Origin of the sequence: Staphylococcus sp. T93, from assembly GCF_016743875.1 — a bacterium.
GTDB lineage: Bacteria > Bacillota > Bacilli > Staphylococcales > Staphylococcaceae > Staphylococcus > Staphylococcus aureus.
Map to the genome: position 1 here is coordinate 1626910 of NZ_CP068247.1, position 23468 is coordinate 1650377.

Here is a 23468-nt window from a genome sequence, read left to right on the forward strand (position 1 = left end):
AACGATTTATCTAGTATCTAGGAAATTTATTATTTCTTACTTTAATTACACTACATCAATTTTAATCATAATTCTATTCTTTTGATTGAGATGACTGTTCTTTAAAAAATACGACCCATAAAACAATAAGCCCAATGCTAATTACAGCAACAGCACTTAACACATTGTGTAAGTTTGGACCAAAGATTCCTGATTGTATCGCATAAAGATATCCCATTATTGTTGAACCTATTGATGCCCCAAGATTTTTAGTTAATCCATAAAATGACATCATTTTCTTCATTTGTAATGGGCTAGTTTCCTCTTGGACAATCACACTATCTTTCGTATAAATATATCCAAAACTTAATCCTGCCAAAATTAACACAAATGCTATAAGTACCGGCAATTTAATACCAAATGAAATGATAATACTACTTACTAGTAGCAATGTAAATGATAGTAAGTAAATAACTTTCCTTGATAGTTTTGCTTCAATTCGATGTAAATTAAAATTCAATGTAATCCAAGCTACAGATAAAGGAAAAATAACCAATCCACTTTGCAATGGAGATAATCCTAGTTGTTCTTGAAGGTAGACTGGAATATATAAATTGAATCCCATTAAACAAATAGCTGTTAGAAGGTCAGTTATAAAAACTAAAGTAATCGAACGATTAAATTCAACCACAGGTAAAAATGGTGAAGAAACATGTTTTTCTACTTTAAATAAACACATTGCCACAACGATAGCTAAGATAAAACTCAAGAAATTTAAAAGTAACAGCTGTTGGTTTAATAAAGCAAACATAATCAATCCAATAAATACATAAAATAGCGTGAGCCCTTTAGTATCAAATTTTGATTTAGCAACTGTTTCTTCCTCTGGAAAATGAAATGTCCATATAACTAATATAATGGCAATGATCGCAATCGGTATATTTATGTAGAATAACCAATGCCATGTTGCAAATTCTAATATACCACCACCTAGAAGTGGCCCAATGATACTCGAAATACCCCAAACACTGCCAACTATGCCCATAATTTTATATCGTAACGGAATTTCAAATGCTAACTTTGGAACAATTTGCGATAATGACATCAATACACCTGATCCAAAACCTTGTATCACGCGTGATATAATTAGCATAGTAAAATTAGTACTTAAACCACACATAAAACTACCTATACTAAATAAAAGTAATCCTGCAATTGCCACATAAATAATTTTAAATCTCGAAAGTAATTCGCCCACTATAGGATTGGCAATTACTAATGCGATAAAATACGCTGTGAAAATTAATGAAATTAAATTTCCTGCATTTAAATCTTGTTTAATTGTAGGTAATGCAAGCGAAATAATAGATGATTCAATCGCTGACATAAACATAATTAATATTAAAGCTATAACAGTTATGATTGACTTTAATCGCATGAAATACCTCCTTCTATATATTTATTTATAAGATTTTATTTACAAATAATTGGTTTTCATATGTATAAACACTTTTGACTTTCAAATCTTAACGATAATTCTATTACAATACAATCCCCTATTAGAATGATTTATGTAATAAAAAAAGCGGAGTTTCCCCCAGCTTTTCTAAACGACTACATAAAATATAAGATTGCAATTAAATGCAATAGTGATGCTATTACAATAAAAATATGCCAAATCATATGAAAATATGGTCTATTCTTTTGTGCATAAAACCATGCACCAATTGTATAAGACACACCACCTAAGAAAATGAATAATATGAATATCCATGATGTGCGAATAAAAATAATTGGTAACAAGATAATACCTACCCAGCCCATCACTAAATAGACAATTAAGCTTAACTTTTGGTTAACTTTGACAGCTATGGATTTATATAAAATCCCCCAAAGTGTCGTTCCCCATAATAAAATAAATACTGTCCAACCTATCCAACCACCTACAACTGTTAACAAAATAGGCGTATATGTACCAGAAATTGCTACGTAAATCATACTGTGATCGATAATCCTTAAAATATATTTATGAGGTGTTTCATTTTGCATAGAATGATAAATAGTAGATGAAATAAACATCATAAAGATAGAAATAACATAAATAGACATACTCACAGACGCAAGCGTACCATGTGCAATATAACTGTGCACAGCCGCATAGGGTAACACTAATAATGTTAACAAAGCTGCAACACCATGAGATGCCGCATTACCAATTTCTTCTCCAAATGATAAAGGGATGATATCCTTAAATGTTTCTACGATTGTGTCATTACTTTTTTTAGTTGATTTGGACATCATAGTCACCGCCTATCATTAAATTAAACCCATTCTACGTAAATCTTCTGTTGCAGTTGCAACACTATCTTTACCTTCTTTATTTTTAAGAGGTGAAAATTCTTCTTCTCTAGGAACTTGTAACGTGACAAAACTAGTTCCATAAGTAAATATGTCAAAATAGAACAATTCGAATTTTAAAGTTGGTTGTTCAATAACACCAAAGTTCTCATCTAATTGCTTCAAATTCTTAATAGCTAAATGATAAGGTAACTCACGATTTACAGCGTTTAAAATAAAACCAAGTTTAAATGCATGAATACCGATATTAGCATTGTTAAATTGATTTGCAACTTCTGGATCTAATTCTGAATACTCCAGTACTGTATCTTTACAATCGACATTAACTAAACGTCCAACACTTTCTCCTGGTTTTGGTTGAATCGTTTTAGAAGTAATATCGTAATCATGTTCTACCGTAAATCCTGCAAATAGTGGATCCAACACTCTTACTAAAACATTGTCGATATTATTCAAGAAAATATACTTAACGCCATTATTAGACATTTCTTCTAAGTATCCTGCCTTGTCTAAAGATTTAAACACGCCACCATTACCATTCGGCGTTTCCATAATACGACCCTGTTGATTTAAAATTAACTTCCCTTCTTCACTAAGCGCCACAATATTATCTTGTTTAAAGAAATGGATTGCTTCTTGATCATATCCAAAATAACTATGTGCTTCGAAATAAGCTAAAGTTTCTTCATGATTGATATCACTTGTCATAATATACCATTGAATCGTATGTCCAGATTGATGATTCAATGTTTTTAATTGGTTAGCTTGAAGTTCAAATAAACTTACACCTTCAATTTCAAACGAACCTTTAGGGCCCTTGTAACCAAGTCTTGTTCCTTGACCACCTGCCATCAAAAGTACTGCAAATTGTCCTTCTTTAATAGCTTGAAGTCCTTGTTCCTCTAAACGCTTAATCTCATCATCACTCATTTGTGATTTAATATCATATTTCACTTCAGAAACTGCAGATACATCATCTATTGTTTTCTTATTGATGTATAAATCGTTATATAATTTGGCAATAAAATCTAAATCTAATGACGCTACCTTCTCTTCAAGTGCTTCTTTTTCATTGTTACTCATTATTTTTTCATATTCACACAAATGATCTTGTTTATATTTAGCTAATTGATTTTTATCTAGCATTTTATGCCTCCTGCTGAGTTTGTAACCTTTAATAATTTATTTTCTATAAAAACTTAGTATTCCAGTTGCTTATTATATCATTGATGAAAGGCTGAAATAAAACATAAACTGTTCCGACCATTAACGCTGTAGCTAAAGATAAGTCTACAAGTCCACCTGTTTTAAATTGAATCGGTGTCTTCACATTAAACGGTAACGGATAAAATAATTTCACGCCTTTTGGTGTTATCATATCTAGTATAACATGTGACACTAATCCAATTATAATTGCTGCCATATAATAATTAGGCGTCTGAATAATTTGCAATAAAAATGCTATGATTGCGATAAATAATATTGAATGCGTAAAGGTTCGATGTCCAAAGATCAATCTCACAAAAAAACTAATTACCTTAAACCTTCTGCCAATCTTACTTTGAGTGTGACATATATCGGGTAATAAGCTAGCTAGAGTTGCTAGAATGATAACCGTAACCGACGAAAAAATATCCGTTTGAAAATATTGTGTTGTTAGCGCTCCAACGAGCATGCCGCATGAAGCATGTGTTTTACCTGTCATATTTGTTCTCCTTTAATACTCACATTTTACCACATCCCTAACAAAAACACGAACATATTTTCGGGTTAAAATTCATTAGTATGACACAATTTAAAAAAGTATCACATAACTCTTGAAAACGATTACAAAATCGTTTATGATGTATTTACAAAATATTTAAAGGATGTGTTTGAATAATGGCAATGACAGTAAAAAAGGATAATAATGAAGTGCGTATTCAATGGAGAGTTGCTGATATCAAAATTCCTACAAGTGAAATTAAAAATATTACACAAGACCAAGATATTCATGCAGTTCCTAAATTAGACAGCAAAGATGTATCTAGAATCGGCTCAACGTTTGGTAAAACGAATCGCGTTATTATCGATACTGAAGACCACGAATACATTATTTATACTCAAAATGATCAAAAGGTTTACAATGAATTAACTAAATAAATTGTATAAAAAAATCATTCATGGTGAGGGCTTCATGAATGATTTTTTTAATTGATTCAACACCCAGCATAAACAAATACAAAAGGACAACTGTTCCCATAATTTTAACAGTTGTCCTTTTTCACATATATTTATAACAAAAGATGTGCCATCAAAGAAATAATTGGTAGTGTAATGATTGTTCTAATCAAGAAAATCATAAACAATTTGCCGATGCTTACAGGAATCTTCGAACCAAGTATGACGCCACCTACTTCAGACAAGTATATTAACTGCGATATACTAAGTGCCCCAATAACAAAACGAGTTATATCATTTTGTACACCTTCAATTAATATAGAAGGTAAAAACATATCGGCAAAACCGATAATAATCGTTTGAGAAGCCTGTGCCGCTTCAGGTATTTGCATTAACTCTAAAAATGGAACAAAAGGTTTACCCAATATGACAAAAAAGGGCGTGTAGTTCGCAATAATGGTAGCAATAGTACCAATACTCATTACTACAGGCAAAATAACAAACCACATATCAATGACTGTTTTTAATCCTGACTTAAAAAAGTCAATAACGCCCGGTGCTTTAATACCTACTTCTGTTGCAGTATCAAAGCCATGTCTCAATGCCGTCTTTCCTTCTGGCAATGCCTCAGTACGCGCACTTTCAGGTACCTCCTTAGCATACTCATCAGGAATTTTATTTAAAGGCCAAATTCTTGGCATAATGACTGCTGCAACGAGGCAGGATACTATCACTGATAAATAGAAAGCAAAAAATTGATTTTGCATGTGCACTGTTTCAGCAACTACAATTGCAAAGGTGATAGAAACTACACTAAATGTCGTTGAAATAACTGTTGCCTCACGACGAGAATAATATCCTTCACCATATTGTCTACTTGTAATTAAGACACCAACAGTTCCGTCTCCAATAAATGATGCTAAATTATCTACCGTCGAACGTCCTGGCAATGTAAATAAAGGTCTCATAACCGGTCTAAAAATAGGACCCAACATCTCTAACAAACCGTATTCCATTAATAGCGGTAAAAATAGAGCTGCAAATAAGAATACTGCCACTAATGTTGGCAATAAACTTGAGAACAATAATCCACCCGTTTCATCTGAGTAAATAACCTTTGAACCAATTCGTAAAAATGTCATCCATGCAAAAACAACTGCTAATATTCGTAAAATTAACCAACCAATTCTAACGTTAAAAGCATTGTTCATTAGCCCGTCAGGTTTCAATTTATCTTTTAAAATAGTTGAACAAATCAGAGTTATGATACCCGATAAAGTAATTATCGTCACAATTAAAAATGGCATTACGCCACCTAATACATCTTTAAGCACGCCTGCTAAAAATGCCACGGGCAACGTTGTTTGCTTCTGTCCATCTTGTTCGACTGGAATTGGTACTAAAAATAATAAGATACCAATTAAAGACATCGTAATAAACTTAAGTCTCCCAATAACTATCTCTTTCCTTGAAAAGCTATCCATAAAATCAATCCATTTCTCTATGTATTCGTTTTAAGTATATACAGAATTCTATTCAGTTAACAAACATATTCCTTATCATTCTATCTTTCAAAATGTTTATGTATGCAAAATAATGAATAATTACAGTTATTAAATATACGCTATTTCTTGTAATTTTTCAAGATGAATTCAAAAAAGGTTAAGTACAATTACTGATTTCGTACTTAACCTTTTTTAAACTCTAATCATATGTTAGTTATTTCATTCTTCGTAATAATATTAAGAAGTATGGTGCACCGATAATTGCAATGATAACCCCAACAGGAATATCCAGTGGCGGATGAATGCCACGGGCTAAACCATCTCCAAATGTTAACAATATAGCACCAATTAACCCCGACATGATAATAACGTGTAATGTTTTATTTCCTATTAATTGTCTCGCAATATGAGGTGCAATTAATCCTAAAAAGCTAATACCACCGACAACTGAAATTGCGGATCCTGCTAATATTACTGCTAAAATTAACAATAGCATTTTAATAGTTTTAACTTTTAAACCGAGTGCGGTTGCAACAGCATCACCTAGATTCAATACATCTAATTGATAACTCAATAAAATGATGATTGGTATCGTTATTAAAAACCAAGGTAATATAGTATAAATATTCGACATATCATGTCCATATAGACTACCTGTCAACCAAACAAGCGCTTTGTTTGCTTCCAGTGGATTTCTGATTAATAAGAACTGCACAATCGCCGTACATATTGCGCCTATTGCTAAACCAATTAAGGCAAGCTTTGAACCTTTAACATCATATTTTGAAATTAAAAATGATAAAAATAAACTTACTGCAAAGGCACCTAAGAATGAACCTATAGGTAATACAAACAATGGTGCTGTTGGAAAGGTCATAATAATAATCACAGCAGCTAAACTGGCACCTTTAGAAATACCTATAACATCAGGTGAGGCTAACGGGTTTCTTATTACAGCTTGTATAATTGCACCTGAAATAGCCAAGCTACTACCGATAATAATACCAAGTAATGTTCTAGGTATACGATACTCATTTAAAATAAAATCATCTTGTGTAAAGATTCCCTTAATAGCATCAATCGGATGAATCATGACAGACCCTACACATAAACTTATGAATATACTCACAATTAAAAGGATTGTGATTAAACTATAACGACGTATAATTTTCGTTGTCATCATATTCTTTTCACCCCTTTAATCGTTATAAATAAGAAGTAAAGTGCACCTACGAATGATGTAACAATCCCTACTGGTGATTCATAAGGATATGTAATTAAACGACTTAATACATCTGATAGTAGTAACAAATCTGCACCTATAATAAATGTTAATGGAATCATGACTAAATAATTCTTACTCACATAGCGTTTGACTATATGCGGTACGATTAAGCCAACAAATCCAATTGGTCCTGCCACTGACACCGACATACCTGTAAGAATAATGACTAATAGTCCAATGATAATTCTAACTTTATTTATATTTTGACCCAATCCCTTAGCAATGTCATCGCCTAGTTCCATTATCGTTAGTTGACGTCCAATAAAAATCGTTACAATTAAAGCACCAATAATCCATGGTAGAATGGTTAAAATTTCATCCCACTTCATACTGGATAATGAACCGACAAGCCAAAACATCACTTGTTCGTTTGAATTCTCATTCAAAATAATAATACCTTCGGTCATACTACTAAAAAACAAATGGATGGCCATACCAGCCAATGCTAATTTAATGGGTGTCATACCTTTCGTAGCACCTGAAAGTGTATAAACAGTTAAACCACCTATAAATGCACCTATCACACCTAAATATAATGCATAATATTCTAATGCTGGAATGATAATCGTCACAAATACAATGAAAAACGATGCACCAGAACTGACACCAAAAATTTTAGGTGATGCTAGCGGATTGCGTGTCATTGCTTGCATTAACAAACCAGATACCGCTAATGCACCGCCAATAAATAACCCTGCAATCATCCTTGGCATACGTACATTATGCAATAAAAACGTTGCTTTCGTATCTGTATGACCAGTAACATAGTGAATGATATCGCTAAAATTAATTTTCGAAGAACCAATCGCCATATTTAAATATATACAAATAAAAAGAAAGCACAAACTCACTATATACGTGAGTGTTGTGCGTCTTTTTCTTTTATGATCTATGGCAGATTGGCTACTTATTTCTTTTATAGCCATTTACTTCCACCTTACTTTTGTTCTTTTTTTGATAATTCAACAAGTTCTTTAGCCATTTCTTCAGAAGAAATTAAGCCACGAGATCTTGCCCAAACATCACGGTCAACAATATCCACGCGATTATTTTTAACTGCATTCAACTTTTTCCATGTTGCATCTTCTTGTAACTTCTTGAATTCAGCAGAATCTTTTTTAGCATGATCTGTCATAATGATCATACGCTCTGGATTTAAATCAGCTAAATGTTCAGTGTCTAATTGTAAGTAAGGTCCTTTCAAATATTTACTTAAACCTTTTGTTACATCGTCACTTAATGCATTTTTAAATCCTAGTTCGTTTAAAAATTGTCCAACATATGAATAGTTTGGATGTGCTAATAAACCAGCTTTAGCAACTACTGCTGGAAGCACTTTTTGATTTCTATCAAATTTAATTTCATCTTTATACTTATTGATTAATTTATCATGCTCAGCAAGACGTTTTTCGCCTTCTTTTTCTTTATTTAAAGCTTTAGCAATTGTTTTGAACGAATTAATATTTTGTTTGTAGTCTCCATCAAAACTCTTTAATGATAATGTTGGTGCAATTTTGTTTAATTCTTTATTAATACCTTTATGTCTACTGCTATCAGCGATAATTAAATCCGGTTTTAATTTACTAATTTCTTCTAAGTTTGGCTGTTTACGTGTACCTACAGAAGTATAATCCCCAATTTTTTCTCTAACTGGTTTAATGATACGTTTTTTCTTACCATCATCAGCAATACCAACTGGTTTAACGTCTAATGCTGCTAATGCATCTGCAAATGAGTACTCTAATACAACGATACGTTTTGCATCTTTAGGTACTTTTACTGTACCATTTTCATCTTTTACCGAAATAGTATCTTTAGTTGATGATTCTTTTTTACTTGAATTATCCGTATTACCACAAGCTGCAACTAAAAGTAAGGCAACTATTAATCCCAATATACTAAAAGTTTTTAGACCTCTCATCGTTCCACTCCTTAATATGTATAACTTCATTTATTATTTTATTGATAACAATTATCATTGTCAAGTAGCGTTCAATCTTTTTTATATTTCTAAAATGTATGACTATATATTTCCTCTAATAATTATGACTACAATTAGCACATTTCCTTAGACAAAATACTGATAATGTATCATTGCTATATCATCTTTGCATTAATACAATTGACACCATTTAGCATGACCGTTATCCCTGTAATTCAGCTGATATTATCTGTTGCAATTTTATGTGACGAACTGTTGCACTTAATTTGATAAATCAACAAATACAAAAAATCTAAGTTGAACAATTATGATACAACCGTGCAAACGATATGTAGTATAACTTGTCAACTTAGACTTATTGATAAATATATTAATAGTGGTTTACCATAGCAGGAGATTTCACATCAAAATTTTGAAGTAGCGTATCAATCTTTGAATCATCAATATATACCTTATGTAAATTTTTCATATACATCGAATGAGAAAGTGCTTCATAATTTAATGAAAAAGATATATGATCTCCAACTTGATAGTGTCCTTGACCATTTAAATCAAGCATTAAATGATCACTCGAAGCGCCTAAAATATTGATATGCTGATCCATAGGTGAAATATTATCGACTTTTGTATCTAAATAACCAATATCTACAATAGCTTGTAAGAATGATTCATGCGTTTGTGTATTAACTCGAGGTTTAATTTCTAAAATCTCAGCCTCCAATGTAATCGCATCTTGATATAACATAGCGATCGCTTGATTTGTCGTTGTATCAACACCTCTAAACAACGTTTCACCTATTCGCAATTCATTTATTTTACCCAAATCATTATATAAAAGTTGTGGTAACATGCTCGAATTACCACCTGAAATAATTTTCAATCGATATCCTATTTCTCTTTCAACAGCTGAGACGAATCGATTAATCATAAAGATATCATCATCACTTGGCGCATCAGATTTAAAACACATAAAATTGAATGCTAAACCTACAAAATGGATATTTTTCAAGTGAATAATCTCTTTAATATAATCTAAAACATCATAAGTCAGAACACCTTCACGGCCATCTTTCCAATCTACCATTAATAAAATCTTATGTTTTTTTCCTAAAACTTCTGCTACTTCATTTATTTGATGTATGGTAGATAATTCTGTTTGGATACTCATATCAACTTTTTCTATCATATCTGAAATCTCTTTTTTGGCAGGCGTACGCAATAACGTATATGTTAAATCCTGATCTGCAATACTAATTATGTTATCCAATCTGGATTCTGCAACATGATTGATACCTAACGCTTTTAAGCTTTCTACAATTGTACGGTCACCAGCTATGCACTTAATTACTGGTGTGAATTGCATATTTTTACTTTGAAAAACTGTTTGAAGTACTTTGGCGTTATATTTAATCTTCGATATATTTATGTTAACGTGTGCCATGTAGTACTACACCTCTTTTTTTATCGGATTATCTAACTCAATATTTAAATATTGCTTTACTTTATTTTCCATTCTCATATTTAACAACGCTTTGACAGTAATTGTTGGTCCAAACAAAATATCTTTTAACTCATTTGCATGTGGTAGTGTTGGGTTAATGGCATGCGCTACTACTTGCTGTACTATGTTAAATAATTCGGTTTCTTCAACACAATCATACTGATTAAAATGATGGATTAATTCTGCCATTTGATTTTGAATAACAGCATGTTGGAATTTTGCAATCACTGCATCTATAGAATCAGCTATTAAACTATCATTTGTAATTTTAATATCTGATACACGATGTTGTAATGTTTCTAAATCAATTCTAGAACCACCTAAATCTCTCACTAAAAATTGAATGTCAAAATGTGGCCCCAAGTTCACTACTGTATTTTGCATGTGTGCTTCTAAAGCAATTCCATAATTTTGAATAAAAGCAATTAAAGGCGGGATTAATGCTTGAGCGTATCGTTCAATAAATGTCGTAATACTTTCTTTAGTAATTCCTTGATTTAACCACTCTAAGTAACTATCCACGATAACTTTTTGATCTATTGGATTTTTATTAACTAGACTTGCACTAACTACTGTTGCACCTTTTCCATCAATTTCAGGCTTTTGTCTTATAATACAAGCAAGCTGACGTGCCCTATCTTTATCAACATTTGCATATTCACCGAACGGTTCCATAGCAACTTTAAATCCTGGATATTGATTCAACATGTTTTGTAAAGCATAACTTAACTTTGGTCCATCTACAGTAGTCACAGTTGAGACTGTTCTAACGGCACTTGTTGCTTGTGCATCGACGGGCAACTTAACATGGTATGGTTTATCAATTAAAGACATCGTCCTAAATGATAAAGTTGCTTTTGAAAGTATTGTAAACGGCGTTGGAATTAATATTTTTTTAGCAATCCATGCTTCAAAATATTTCCCTATCGTATGATCATATTGCCAAGGATGTACTAAAATCGCTCTATAGTCTTCACTTTTCAAACCTAAACTCTTTAAAAACACACGAATCTGATTGTAGTATTCGGGAATTATTTCATCAATAATAAATTGATCATTACCATCCATAGCTGTGCACACAACATGGTCTTTTTCAATCATCATAATTTGCAAAGGGATTTCTTTTTCAAACTCAGGTGCATATGCTCGTACTTCTTCCATAGTTAAGGGCAATTTCGTTTTGGTTAAAGGGTGTGTTGGATGCCCCTCTGGTACCAAACTCTCAGAATAAGTTAAATCATCTGTCTTATCACTATCTTTTACATGTTGTAACCATGAAAAAAAGTTAATATCTTGTGGTAACCTTGAAAATTTAAAACTTTGACTTATTAACGTTTGTCTGTGAGACATTTGCTTATATGTTTCAACTAAACTATCTCGACTGTGTATTAACTCTTCGCGTAGTCGCTCTGAAATAGGGATATCAAAGTCATGATTCAACACATCTAATAAACCTTCTAAAGTTATAATTAATGACGTTTCACCTTTATTTAAATAAGTAATATCACCTGTAAACTCATAGCGTTCTAATGCACTTTTTCTAACAACTTCAATAGTCAACACATGCATATGATACTGAATTTCAATTAAAGATCCTTTTTGCGAAATAAATGTTTGCTCGGGGTAAATACGTTCTTTAATAATGGCGTTAATTACACGATATTGAATATTTCTATCTGCCTTTGCCCATTCAAGATATACCATGATTACTTTCCTCCAACTTTAACTTCAACTTTCTATTTATAAAATAGAATACCATTGTAATGCATATAGTACTTATTCCCATTATTGAAAAAGTTCTAACAATGCCAAACACATCTGCACATATACTCATTAATAGACTTCCCAATGGAATCATACCTCTATCCATCATAATAATACTCAGTACTTTACCACGTTCATAATCTTTAACATTATTTTGAAAATAAACGCGATTTGTCGTACGTGCCCATTGACTAAATAACCCAATCAATGTAATACAAATGAACATGATGACAATATTGTGAAATACCACACCTAACAAAGCAATGCCAAATAAAAATGAACTTAAATAATACATATTTACCATACCAATATATTTAAGTACTTTAGGTAAAACTAGCGTTGCAATAATACCACCAATGGCACACATCGTCATAGCGATACCAAATATTTCAGATTTCCCCGGAAATACTTTGTTTGTCAAAACTGGTAAAAGTGTCGTATATGAAAAACCTGTCGCCATAATCAATAATGATGTTATAAATATTTGTCGACCTTCCATATGTAATTTGAAGTAATCTATAATAACTTTTAACGGCATGTATCTTGATGCATCTTCAGGTATTTTAGTTACTTTAAAATGTAATGGTAAGCATAATAAAACTGCGATAAAATAACAAATTGCCTGTGCAAGAAATGTTGTTGGCGCATGATAGACTGCTAATATGACACCAGCAATGGCAGGCCCTATTGAACGACAAATATTAATGATGAATGAATGAAATGATACAGCTTGTGTAGTAGATATTTTATCTGATAAATCTGGTAAGATTGCTTGTCTTAAAGGTGTTTCAACCGCACTTAAAATCCCTCTTAATGTCGCATATATAATAATGACGCTAATTGGAATTGCAGTGAAACTATACGTGAGCACACATAAAATTGCAGTTACTAAAAATGATGATGAAATTGTAATTCTCAGCAATCGCCCTTTATCATATTTATCGGCAATTGCCCCTGCCCACACACTTAGTAATAATATTGGTACAAGTCTGCAAAAATTGACAATCCCCAGATAAACTGCGTTATGATAAGTGGTAAGTACAAACCAATTTAGCCCTATTTGTCCAATCCAATTACCTAGAAATAGTAGAAAAGAACTGCTAAAAAAATATTTTGTCATAAAACTTACACCCGCATTCTGTTGATAATAAGAATCATTATCATTAATATGGATTATACAAATCTATCTTGCTTTTGTAAAATATTTCATAGAGGTGAATTATGAACTTGAACTTAATTTTTAAAGAACAGACATTAAAATTTAACAAAGAAGAACAAGAAACATATTTATTTTTACAACAACATAATAGCGATTGGGCTAATATTTTTAAAGAGATGATTTTACAAGGAAGAGATAAAGTCACTCAGAGATTGGTCACATCAATGCATCGCGAAAACTTAGTTAAAGCGCGCACTCAAAGTAAGAAAATATTGAGTCGTGATTTGATTATGTTAGATATCTCAACGACTCATATACTAGAAATCCAGTTCCCACAAGCTAAGCAAACATTATATGCTCCTATCACTGGAGAACACGCCTTTGATCGAATTGATGTTGAAGGCCCTTTCTACATTAAAGATGACATTACAAATACGATTACACGAGTACACCATCCAAATGAAATTCTTGAGTGTATTTTAATTGAAGCACCAGATTTAAAAAATGCTGCTAGTGATCAATTTCAGCAAGATTTAATAAACAGTGCAACTAATATGACATTTGCAATTAGCTATCAAGCACTGTCAATGCAACATGATTCTGCACCTTTATTTAATATTATCGAAAATAGCGAAGATAGTTACTTGCGTTCAGAGCAAGCCGTTATTGAAGGTCATCCGCTACATCCTGGGGCTAAATTACGTAAAGGTTTAAATGCATTACAAACATTCCTATATTCTTCAGAATTCAATCAACCTATTAAGTTGAAAATAGTACTGATTCACAGTAAATTAAGCCGTACTATGTCACTGTCTAAAGATTATGATACAACTGTTCATCAACTATTTCCGGACTTAATTAAACAATTAGAAAATGAATTTACGCCAAAGTTTAACTTTAATGATTATCACATTATGATTGTTCATCCATGGCAATTAGATGACGTATTACATTCTGATTATCAAGCAGAAGTAGATAAAGAATTAATCATTGAAGCAAAACATACGTTGGATTATTATGCTGGTTTATCTTTCAGAACATTAGTTCCTAAATACCCAGCTATGTCGCCACACATCAAATTGTCGACAAACGTTCATATTACAGGTGAGATTCGTACATTATCAGAACAAACGACGCACAATGGTCCACTAATGACACGTATTTTAAATGATATTTTGGAGAAAGATGTCATATTTAAGTCCTATGCATCAACAATTATTGATGAAGTTGCTGGTATTCATTTTTATAATGAGCAAGACGAAGCAGACTATCAAACTGAACGAAGTGAACAATTAGGTACATTATTTAGAAAAAATATATACCAAATGATTCCACAAGAAGTCACACCATTGATTCCTTCAAGCTTAGTTGCAACCTACCCATTTAACAATGAATCACCTATCGTGACATTGATTAAACGTTATCAATCAGCTGCATCATTGTCTGATTTTGAATCATCGGCGAAATCGTGGGTTGAAACTTATAGTAAAGCATTGCTTGGTCTCGTAATCCCACTAGTTACTAAATATGGCATTGCATTAGAGGCTCACTTGCAAAATGCTATTGCAACATTTCGGAAAGATGGTCTATTGGACACGATGTATATTAGAGACTTTGAAGGTTTAAGAATTGATAAAGCACAACTAAATGAAATGGTATACAGTACATCTCATTTCCATGAAAAATCAAGAATTCTTACTGATTCAAAAACGTCTGTGTTTAACAAAGCCTTTTATTCTACCGTTCAAAACCATTTAGGCGAATTAATTCTTACAATCTCTAAAGCATCAAATGATTCAAACTTAGAAAGACATATGTGGTATATCGTTCGTGATGTACTAGATAACATTTTTGATCAACTTGTACTTTCGACACACAAATCTAATCAAGTAAATGAGAATCGCATAAATGAAATTAAAGATACCATGTTCGCGCCATTTATAGATTATAAGTGTGTTACAACAATGCGTCTTGAAGATGAGGCACATCATTATACTTATATTAAAGTTAATAACCCTTTGTATCGAGAAAATAATTAAGGTTATAGAATTTTATTAATCGTGAGCTCAAGGATTACATTAACTTATTAAATACAATCTATACAAATGAGAGAATAATACATTTTCCATATTCAAATTATTAAAAATCACAAAAAACAGGCTGGGACATAAATCCCTAAAAAAACAGCAGTAAGATAATTTTCAATTAGAAAATATCTTACTGCTGTTCTCTATTTATACAATACTTCGTATTGAATGGCTTCGCTTTCCTAGGGTGCCGTCTCAGCCTCGGTCTTCGACTGGCACTGCTCCCTCAGGAGTCTCGCCATTAATACTACGTATTAACATGTAATTTTACTTTTACATACTTTTAAAAAATAAGACACTTTGCCAAACTTGCACATAAATGTTTAATTCAATAATTTGAATTTTCTGTGTTGGGTCCCTTCGTATAATTTAATAAATACCACTAAACTAAATTAATGAAGTGCCTTATGTATAAAAATTATAACTTGATCCAACTTACACTACCAATAGAAACTTCTGTTAGAATTCCTCAAATTGATATTTCGCGATATGTTAATGAAATTGTTGAAACGATACCTGATAGCGAATTCGATAAATTCAGACATCATCGTGGCGCAACATCCTATCATCCAAAAATGATGTTAAAAATCACCTTATATGCATATACTCAATCTGTATTTTCTGGTCGTAGAATAGAGAAATTACTTCATGACAGTATTCGAATGATGTGGTTAGCTCAAAATCAAACACCTTCTTATAAAACTATTAATCGTATTAGAGTGAATCCTAATACTGATGCGTTAATTGAATCTTTATTTATCCAGTTTCATAGTCAATGTTTAAAGCAAAATCTTATTGATGGTACAAAAGTAGAAGCTAATGCCAATAGGTATACATTTGTGTGGAAGAAAAGTATTCAAAATCACGAATCGAAATTGAACGAAAATTCAAAAACATTATATCGTGACTTAGTTGAAGAAAAAATAATACCAGAGATAAAAGAAGATGGAGATAGCGATTTAACAATAGAAGAAATAGATTTAATTGGTAGTCATTTAGATAAAGAAATCGAAGGTTTAAATCATTCTATTGAGAACGAAGATAGTACTCAAATTAGAAAACAGACCCGTAAAAAAGAACTAAGATTAAGAAGTTCAAAAATAAATTTGATGATTATTCCGAAAGAAAAAATAAATATGAAGAACAAAAATCGATTCTTAAAGATAGAAATAGCTTTTCTAAAACTGATCATGATGCAACTTTTATGAGAATGAAGGAAGACCATATGAAAAATGGCCAACTTAAGCCAGGATACAATTTACAAATAGCGACAAATTCTCAATTTGTTTTATCCTATGACCTATTTCAAAACCCAACAGATACTAGAACTTTAATTCCATTTTTAACAATGATTCAAAATACCTTCGGTTATTTACCGGAGTATATTGTAGCTGATGCAGGTTATGGTAGTGAGCAAAACTATATGGCTATTATAGATGATTTTAATAAAACGCCACTTATTACGTATGGCATGTTTATTAAAGATAAAACTAGAAAGTTTAAAAGTGACATTTTCAACACTTAAAATTGGAAATATGACGAACTTAATGATGAATTTATATGTCCTAATAACAAAAGAATAGGTTTTAAAAGATATGCATACCGTAATGATAGATATGGTTTTAAACGAGACTTCAAACTATATGAATGTGATGACTGTTCATCATGTTCTTTGAGACATCAATGCATGAAACCAAATTCGAAATCCAATAAGAAAATCATGAAGAATTATAATTGGGAATACTTTAAAGTCCAAATTAATCAAAAGCTTTCTGAACCAGAAACGAAAAAAATCTATAGTCAAAGAAAAATTGATGTAGAGCCTGTTTTTGGATTTATGAAGGCTATTTTGGGTTTCACTCGAATGTCAGTTCGAGGAATAAATAAAGTTAAACGAGAGCTAGGTTTTGTATTAATGGCACTTAATATAAGGAAAATAGCAGCTCAACGAGCTGTACATTATAAAATACATATCAAAAAAGCTGATTTCTATCAAATAATTAATAGAAATCAGCTTTTTTACATTGCCTAAGAATTTAATGTCCCAAGCCCTTTTTATCGAATAACTTATTGTAAACCTTGTCTTTCTTGGTTATTGTTTTCGTTATTTTTTTCGTGTTTTTGTTTCCACTCTTTTTGAGTCATTACATCGTCAACTTGCATGTTAACTTCAACTACATCTAAACCAGTAATATATTTAACTTGTTCTTTAACTAATTCAGTTACTTTACGGAAGATTTTTGGTGCTGATTCACCATATTCTAAGATTACTTTTAAGTCTACAGCAGCTTGTTTTTCACCAACTTCAACAGATACACCTTGAGTAACATTGTTGCCACTTGAGAATGCATTAGTGAATGTATCAGTTAAGCCACCTTTCATATCTAAGATACCTTTAACTTCACGTGCAGCGATACCAGCAATTTTTTCAACAACTTCATCAGAGAATGTTAATTTGTTTTTGAATTGAGGCTCCTGATTTTGTTCTTGTTGTTTTTGACGCTCTTCTCTTTCTTTTTCGTTAACACCAGTTTGATTGTCGTATGCTTGTTTTGCTTTATTGTTATCTACAGTCATAATAGATTCTCCTTTTACTTGTTAATTTTTATATTTTTTTAATTAAATTCTAAATTGATGAATTAACTCCATCGATTTAAAAAATTCATAAAATCTTGCTTACGGTCTTTCATATACCCAATACCTACACCAATTAAACATAAAACGATGATAAGTACTGTTTTCCAAAAACCTAACGTTAAGAATAATATCGCGATTAATAGAAACGCTAGGAAACCAACGATTCTCCATTTAAATACTTTTAAAAAATTAATCACTTGTTGTGTAGAGTCTTGTCCGTTTTGGTTATGATTGTTAGCCATGATATACCTCCCTTACAACACTCGTGGACCAGAAGTTTTCTGATCTCTCACATTAACTTCTAACTTACGTACTGGCATTTCTGTGAAATATTCTACATTCTTTTTAATATCCGAACGAATTGCTTCAGTTAAAGATTGAACTTGAACATTATTTGGTACGAAAAAGTCAGTTTTAATGTCGATATAAGATTTATTTTTTTTGTTATATAGTTTCGCAACTACATTTGGTTGTCTTACTTGATCATATTTTGCAACCGTATCGAATGCCGTCTTTTCAACAGCTTTACGAGATACGTAAACATGACCATCATCGAAGTCTTTGTATAATCCAGGTTTTCGATGCGTAGGTTTGAAGATACTAAATACTAATATAAGACCTATTAATATCAATAGTGCAGCAAGTGAAATAAGTAATGGTTGGAACCATTCAAATTGAAGGAAGTAGTCTTGATATTCAGTTATACGTCCATCTTGGATATACATGAATAACAGGAACCCCACGATTACTACTATTAATAAGCCAAGGATAAAGTTTTTAAGTCGTTTCACCCCTAACGACACCTCCTTAGTTAAAGTTAATTTAAAAACATATTAAATATGTACCCATCAGTTTTTTTCTTAAACATAATAAATTAATAACTTTAAATTTATTTTTAATATATAAGATGAAGTACCATTTAGTAATATATTCCCTAGTTTTTGTAAATAAAACCTCATTATTAATTAATTTTCGTCAATATGTTTTGAAGAACGATATTCTAAAATATCTGGGTCACGATGTTTAATTAAAACCTTATTACTATTTCTCGGTTTCTCCTCACTCAAAGATTTTATAAGCGACCATATCATCGCTATAATGACCACGGAAAATGGTAACGCAGCAATGATTAATAAATTTTGAATTGCTTGAGTACCACCTGTGTAAATCATGATGATTGCAAATAATGCCATAATGATACCCCAACTCACTTTGACAAATGACTTCGGATTAATATCACCACTTGAACTCAACATACCTAAAACATAAGTTGCCGAATCCGCTGATGTAACAAAGAAAATCATAATAACAAGTAAAGTAATTAAGCTTAATACAAAACCTAGCGGATAATGTTGTAGCGTCGCAAAAGTTGCTGTTTCTGTCGCAGCTTTAGCAATATCGGCAATATGATTATCTTGTAAGTAAATTGCTGACGCGCCGAATACCGCAAAGAATATAAAGCAAACTAACGCCGGGACAAAAAGTACACCTAGAATAAATTCTTTAATCGTACGTCCTTTTGACACACGTGCAATAAATATACCTACAAATGGTGCCCAAGATATCCACCATGCCCAGTAAAAGATTGTCCAATTTTGTAACCATTGGAATTTTTGACCACCTGTCGGAATGCGTAAACTCATACTAAAGAAATTTGCAATATAATTACCTAGACCATTCGTAAATGTATTTAAAATGTATAGCGTTGGCCCAACAATAAAAAGACCAATAAGTACTACAAAAGCAAGTAACATGTTGATATTACTCAACGTTTTGATACCTTTATCGATACCTGACCATGCTGACCAAGTAAATAATATGGTTGCAATGACAATCAAGATTACTTGCATCGTGAAGTTACTCGGTACATTAAATAAAAAATGTAAACCTTCGTTTATTTGCAATGCACCGAAACCTAATGTTGCAGCAACGCCTGTTACTGTAGCTATGACTGCCAATACATCAATGGCACCACCTAAAGGTCCACGCATTGCCTTTTCACCTAATAAAGGCGTCAATGTAGCGCTGACTAAGCCAGGATATCCTTTATGAAAGCTAAAATATGCAAACACTAGCGCGACAATACCATAGACTGCCCATGCATGAATCCCCCAATGGAAAAATGAAAACTGCATTGCATCATTAATTGCAGATTGCGTGCCAGCTTTATGAATAGGCGTTAATTTGAAGGCATGACTGATTGGTTCTGCCGTTGTCCAGAACACAAGTCCTATTCCCATACCAGCACTAAATAACATAGCAAACCAAGACGGCAATGAGAATTCAGGATCTTCGCCTTCTTCACCTAATGTAATGTTTGCGTATCTCGAAAATAAAATATACACACAGACAAATAAAATAACTAAAACGAGCAATAAATAATACCAAGAAAAATGTAGCGCAATAAATGTAGTAATGTTTTGCGTGAGTTTTTCTAACTGTTTCGGAAATATTGCTCCAAAAGCAACAAATATCGTACATATCACTAAAGATACCCAAAACACTAGACTTACTGATTTATTTTTCATAAATACAAACCCTTTCTGTGTAATGGTAAGTTCATACCCATAACTGCAACATTTTAATCATTTGTAATTTTATATAGACACAATTAATAATGCCTCATCTTTTAAAAATGATATATAAAACACACTCAAATTATTTATCATTGAGCAACAAAGTATTTTATTGTATTTAAGTAATGCCTTTCTAGTGCATTATTGATTTGATACCTGCAAAGTTGCCATATTTCCGTTTAGAATCAATAGTCGCTAGACACAAAAAATAAGTCGCCTATACAGTATTTTCTGCATAAGGCGACTTTACTTACTAATCTATATATTAATTACTAATTTTCCAATCATTGATTGTTTTTCCAACAATTGATGTGCTTGATATAAGTTTTCAGGTGATAAACCTTCAAAAACTTGTGTCGTTGTTGGTTGGTAATGCCCTGATTCTATATTTTTCGTAATATCTTCTAAATACTCATGTTGTTTAATCATATCAGGCGTTCGATGAATTGGACGCGCAAACATAAATTCATGTGTAAATGTTATACTTTTTAATTTTAATGCATTTAAATCTTGATCTTCATTAAAAGCTACGATAGTCGTAATATGCCCTAATGGTTTTATCAGTTCAATCATAGTATTGTAATACAAGTCTGTATTATAGGTGCAAAATATATAATCTACTAATGGAATTTCTTTAAATTGACGCACTAAATCCTCTTTATGATTCAATACGATATCTGCGCCCATCTTTTCACACCACTCTGTTGTTTCTTGTCGTGATGCTGTTGTAATGACAGTTAAACCATACCGTTTAGCAATTTGAGTGGCTATACTGCCTACACCACCGGCACCATTAATGATTAAGACAGACTTCCCTTCGTTTTCAGCAGGATTCGTAGAAATTTTAAATGTATCAAAAAACGTTTCATATGCCGTAATACCAGTTAGCGGTAGACTAACCGCTTCATTAGCACTTATGTTGTGTGGTGCTTTTGCAACTATAGCTTCTGACACCAATTGATATGTCGCATTTGATCCTTGTCTATTTGGCGATCCAGCATAAAATACAACGTCACCCGGACTAAATAATGTAACGTCTGGTCCGATAGCTTCAACAGTACCAATAGCATCAAACCCAAGTACACGAGGTGCTTGAGTGACTTCCATTTGTCGTTGCTTTGTATCTACAGGATTTACACTAATGCTATTTACTTTGACTAAGATATCATCGTTTTCTGGCGTTGGCTTTCTTTGTTCGTATACTTTAAATAAATTTCCTTCTTCCAATTTAAAGGGCTTCTCAAATCCTATCATTTTCATATCGTTTCACCTCATTTATGAACTTATTTCTTATTATACAAAATAGAAGCCATGTGTGCTTATATCGCAGCATCATGACTCCTTTTTCATTTGAATATATAAATAATTACAGACGACTTTCGTATTAAATTTTAGACTTATTTCTACCATGTTGCTGAACAAATTTACTTTAGATAAAAAATTATTAAATTTTGGTCAATTAACAAAGTTAGTTTGTTAAAACGTATACTTTATTATTCCGTTACTTTAATAACTTGTTTACCAAAGTTATCGCCAGTAAATAAATTTTTAAATGCATGTGGCGCATTTTCAAAACCATCTTCAATGGTTACTTGTGACTGAATTTTACCTTCTTGAACCCATGTTGCAAGCTGTTCACTAGCTTCTTTAAAAGCATTAGCGAATTCACTTACCAAGAAGCCTCTCATCATTACTTGCTTCTTAATAAGCGTACCTTGAATACGTGGTCCGATATCGGCTTCAGGATGATTATATGACGAAATTGCGCCACATACTGGTACACGTGCAAAACGATTTAAATGCTTAAATACTTCATCGCCAACTGTTCCACCAACATTTTCAAAATAAACATCAATACCATCTGGTACTGCTTGTGCTAACGCTTCTGCAAAATCCTCTTTCTTATAATCAATACCAGCGTCAAAGTCCAGTGTCTCTGTTAAATAATTTACTTTTTTGTCGCCACCCGCAATACCTACTACACGGCAACCTTTAATCTTAGCAATTTGACCTACAACTGAACCTACAGCACCAGATGCAGCTGAAACCACAACAGTATCACCGGCTTTAGGTTGTCCAATATCAAGCAGACCATGATATGCTGTTTGTCCTGGCATTCCTAAAACACTTAAATATAAATCAAGTGGTACATCTGTCGTTGGAACTTTAGTAATTTGATCCGCTTGGACATGATTAATGATTCGCCAAGGCAACATACCTACAACGACATCTCCTTTTTTATAATCTGCGAGTGTCGAATCAATTACTTTTGCAACGACATGGCTAACAATCGGTTTACCAATTTCAAAAGGCTGTACATACGAATCTGCCTTAGTCATACGTCCTCTCATATATGGATCCACTGAAATATACAGCGTTTGTACAAGTACACCATCGCTCTCAAGTTTAGGCGTGTCAATCTCTTCAATTTTGAATGTATCCTCTTGAGGCATGCCTTCTGGTATTTTGTTAAAAAGAATTTGTTTATTTTGCATCATTAATCACCTTTCTTTAT

Annotated in this window: 20 protein-coding genes and 1 pseudogene; 4 read left to right on the forward strand and 17 right to left on the reverse strand. The window is 32.2% G+C overall.

Annotation, left to right across the window (positions count from 1 at the left end):
- Positions 1 to 73: 73 nt before the first annotated feature.
- The 4 genes from sdrM to JG553_RS08025 all read right to left on the reverse strand — a co-directional run bounded on the left by sdrM (position 74) and on the right by JG553_RS08025 (position 4042).
- Positions 74 to 1417 carry a multidrug efflux MFS transporter SdrM gene (gene sdrM, locus JG553_RS08010; protein ID WP_001237506.1) on the reverse strand — a complete coding sequence of 448 codons (1344 nt, stop codon included), beginning with the start codon at positions 1415 to 1417 and terminating at the stop codon, positions 74 to 76.
- 176 nt (positions 1418 to 1593) lie between these two features.
- Positions 1594 to 2277, reverse strand: coding sequence for a PAQR family membrane homeostasis protein TrhA (gene trhA, locus JG553_RS08015; protein WP_000047255.1), 684 nt, complete (start codon positions 2275 to 2277; stop codon positions 1594 to 1596).
- Between the two features lie 18 nt (positions 2278 to 2295).
- Entirely contained in the window at positions 2296 to 3483 is a 1188-nt protein-coding gene (locus JG553_RS08020; protein ID WP_000884739.1) for a UTP--glucose-1-phosphate uridylyltransferase, read from the reverse strand.
- A 43-nt stretch (positions 3484 to 3526) separates the two neighbouring features.
- On the reverse strand, positions 3527 to 4042 hold the full coding sequence (locus tag JG553_RS08025) for a metal-dependent hydrolase (RefSeq protein ID WP_000147094.1): 516 nt from the start codon (positions 4040 to 4042) through the stop codon (positions 3527 to 3529).
- Between the two features lie 176 nt (positions 4043 to 4218).
- Between JG553_RS08025 and JG553_RS08030 the strand changes: the two genes are divergently transcribed.
- A complete protein-coding gene (locus tag JG553_RS08030) occupies positions 4219 to 4479 on the forward strand; it encodes a SunI/YnzG family protein (protein ID WP_001251935.1) in 261 nt (86 codons plus the stop codon).
- Between the two features lie 131 nt (positions 4480 to 4610).
- On the opposite strand, the gene JG553_RS08035 is transcribed toward JG553_RS08030, so the two are convergent.
- From JG553_RS08035 to JG553_RS08050, 4 genes are all read right to left on the reverse strand, one after another.
- Positions 4611 to 5981 (reverse strand): YjiH family protein, encoded by a 1371-nt coding sequence (locus JG553_RS08035; RefSeq protein WP_001549577.1) that lies wholly within the window; start codon positions 5979 to 5981, stop codon positions 4611 to 4613.
- Between the two features lie 235 nt (positions 5982 to 6216).
- Positions 6217 to 7185 (reverse strand): FecCD family ABC transporter permease, encoded by a 969-nt coding sequence (locus tag JG553_RS08040; protein WP_000989091.1) that lies wholly within the window; start codon positions 7183 to 7185, stop codon positions 6217 to 6219.
- Positions 7182 to 8213, reverse strand: coding sequence for a FecCD family ABC transporter permease (locus tag JG553_RS08045; protein WP_000974906.1), 1032 nt, complete (start codon positions 8211 to 8213; stop codon positions 7182 to 7184). Before JG553_RS08045 ends, JG553_RS08040 begins: the two co-directional genes overlap by 4 nt.
- Before the next feature lie 11 nt (positions 8214 to 8224).
- On the reverse strand, positions 8225 to 9208 hold the full coding sequence (locus tag JG553_RS08050) for an ABC transporter substrate-binding protein (RefSeq protein ID WP_001214661.1): 984 nt from the start codon (positions 9206 to 9208) through the stop codon (positions 8225 to 8227).
- Positions 9209 to 9373: 165 nt separating this feature from the next.
- Here JG553_RS08050 and JG553_RS08055 point away from each other — a divergent pair, with 165 nt between their 5' ends.
- Positions 9374 to 9499, forward strand: a complete 126-nt coding sequence (locus tag JG553_RS08055; RefSeq protein WP_001789076.1) for a hypothetical protein — start codon at positions 9374 to 9376, stop codon at positions 9497 to 9499.
- Positions 9500 to 9599: 100 nt separating this feature from the next.
- Here the strand turns inward: JG553_RS08055 and sfaC are convergent, their stop codons facing one another.
- Genes sfaC through sfaA form a run of 3 tightly spaced genes read right to left on the reverse strand, consistent with a single transcriptional unit; the run spans position 9600 to position 13614 of the window.
- Positions 9600 to 10670, reverse strand: coding sequence for a staphyloferrin A biosynthesis protein SfaC (gene sfaC / locus JG553_RS08060; protein WP_000951636.1), 1071 nt, complete (start codon positions 10668 to 10670; stop codon positions 9600 to 9602).
- Between the two features lie 6 nt (positions 10671 to 10676).
- The gene (gene sfaB / locus JG553_RS08065) at positions 10677 to 12434 is read right to left on the reverse strand and encodes a staphyloferrin A synthetase SfaB (protein WP_000262640.1); all 1758 of its coding nucleotides are present in this window, start codon (positions 12432 to 12434) and stop codon (positions 10677 to 10679) included.
- On the reverse strand, positions 12421 to 13614 hold the full coding sequence (sfaA, locus tag JG553_RS08070) for a staphyloferrin A export MFS transporter (protein ID WP_000170403.1): 1194 nt from the start codon (positions 13612 to 13614) through the stop codon (positions 12421 to 12423). The genes sfaB and sfaA overlap by 14 nt, the downstream gene beginning before the upstream one ends.
- A 101-nt stretch (positions 13615 to 13715) precedes the next feature.
- Between sfaA and sfaD the strand changes: the two genes are divergently transcribed.
- Positions 13716 to 15692 carry a D-ornithine--citrate ligase SfaD gene (gene sfaD, locus JG553_RS08075; protein WP_001052567.1) on the forward strand — a complete coding sequence of 659 codons (1977 nt, stop codon included), beginning with the start codon at positions 13716 to 13718 and terminating at the stop codon, positions 15690 to 15692.
- 455 nt (positions 15693 to 16147) lie between these two features.
- Positions 16148 to 17806 (forward strand): annotated as a pseudogene (locus JG553_RS08080) (IS1182 family transposase).
- A 1-nt stretch (position 17807) separates the two neighbouring features.
- On the opposite strand, the gene JG553_RS08085 reads toward JG553_RS08080, so the two are convergent.
- From JG553_RS08085 to JG553_RS08110, 6 genes are all read right to left on the reverse strand, one after another.
- Positions 17808 to 18317: an Asp23/Gls24 family envelope stress response protein gene (locus JG553_RS08085; RefSeq protein ID WP_000215236.1), complete on the reverse strand. Its 510-nt coding sequence runs from the start codon at positions 18315 to 18317 to the stop codon at positions 17808 to 17810.
- 62 nt (positions 18318 to 18379) lie between these two features.
- The gene (locus tag JG553_RS08090; protein WP_000002683.1) at positions 18380 to 18619 is read right to left on the reverse strand and encodes a DUF2273 domain-containing protein; all 240 of its coding nucleotides are present in this window, start codon (positions 18617 to 18619) and stop codon (positions 18380 to 18382) included.
- 12 nt (positions 18620 to 18631) lie between these two features.
- Entirely contained in the window at positions 18632 to 19168 is a 537-nt protein-coding gene (gene amaP, locus JG553_RS08095) for an alkaline shock response membrane anchor protein AmaP (protein WP_000825819.1), read from the reverse strand.
- A gap of 174 nt (positions 19169 to 19342) precedes the next feature.
- On the reverse strand, positions 19343 to 20905 hold the full coding sequence (locus JG553_RS08100) for a BCCT family transporter (protein ID WP_000792345.1): 1563 nt from the start codon (positions 20903 to 20905) through the stop codon (positions 19343 to 19345).
- 306 nt (positions 20906 to 21211) lie between these two features.
- The gene (locus JG553_RS08105) at positions 21212 to 22213 is read right to left on the reverse strand and encodes a zinc-binding alcohol dehydrogenase family protein (RefSeq protein ID WP_000781945.1); all 1002 of its coding nucleotides are present in this window, start codon (positions 22211 to 22213) and stop codon (positions 21212 to 21214) included.
- Between the two features lie 233 nt (positions 22214 to 22446).
- Positions 22447 to 23448, reverse strand: a complete 1002-nt coding sequence (locus JG553_RS08110; RefSeq protein WP_001180220.1) for an NADP-dependent oxidoreductase — start codon at positions 23446 to 23448, stop codon at positions 22447 to 22449.
- Positions 23449 to 23468 lie beyond the last annotated feature (20 nt).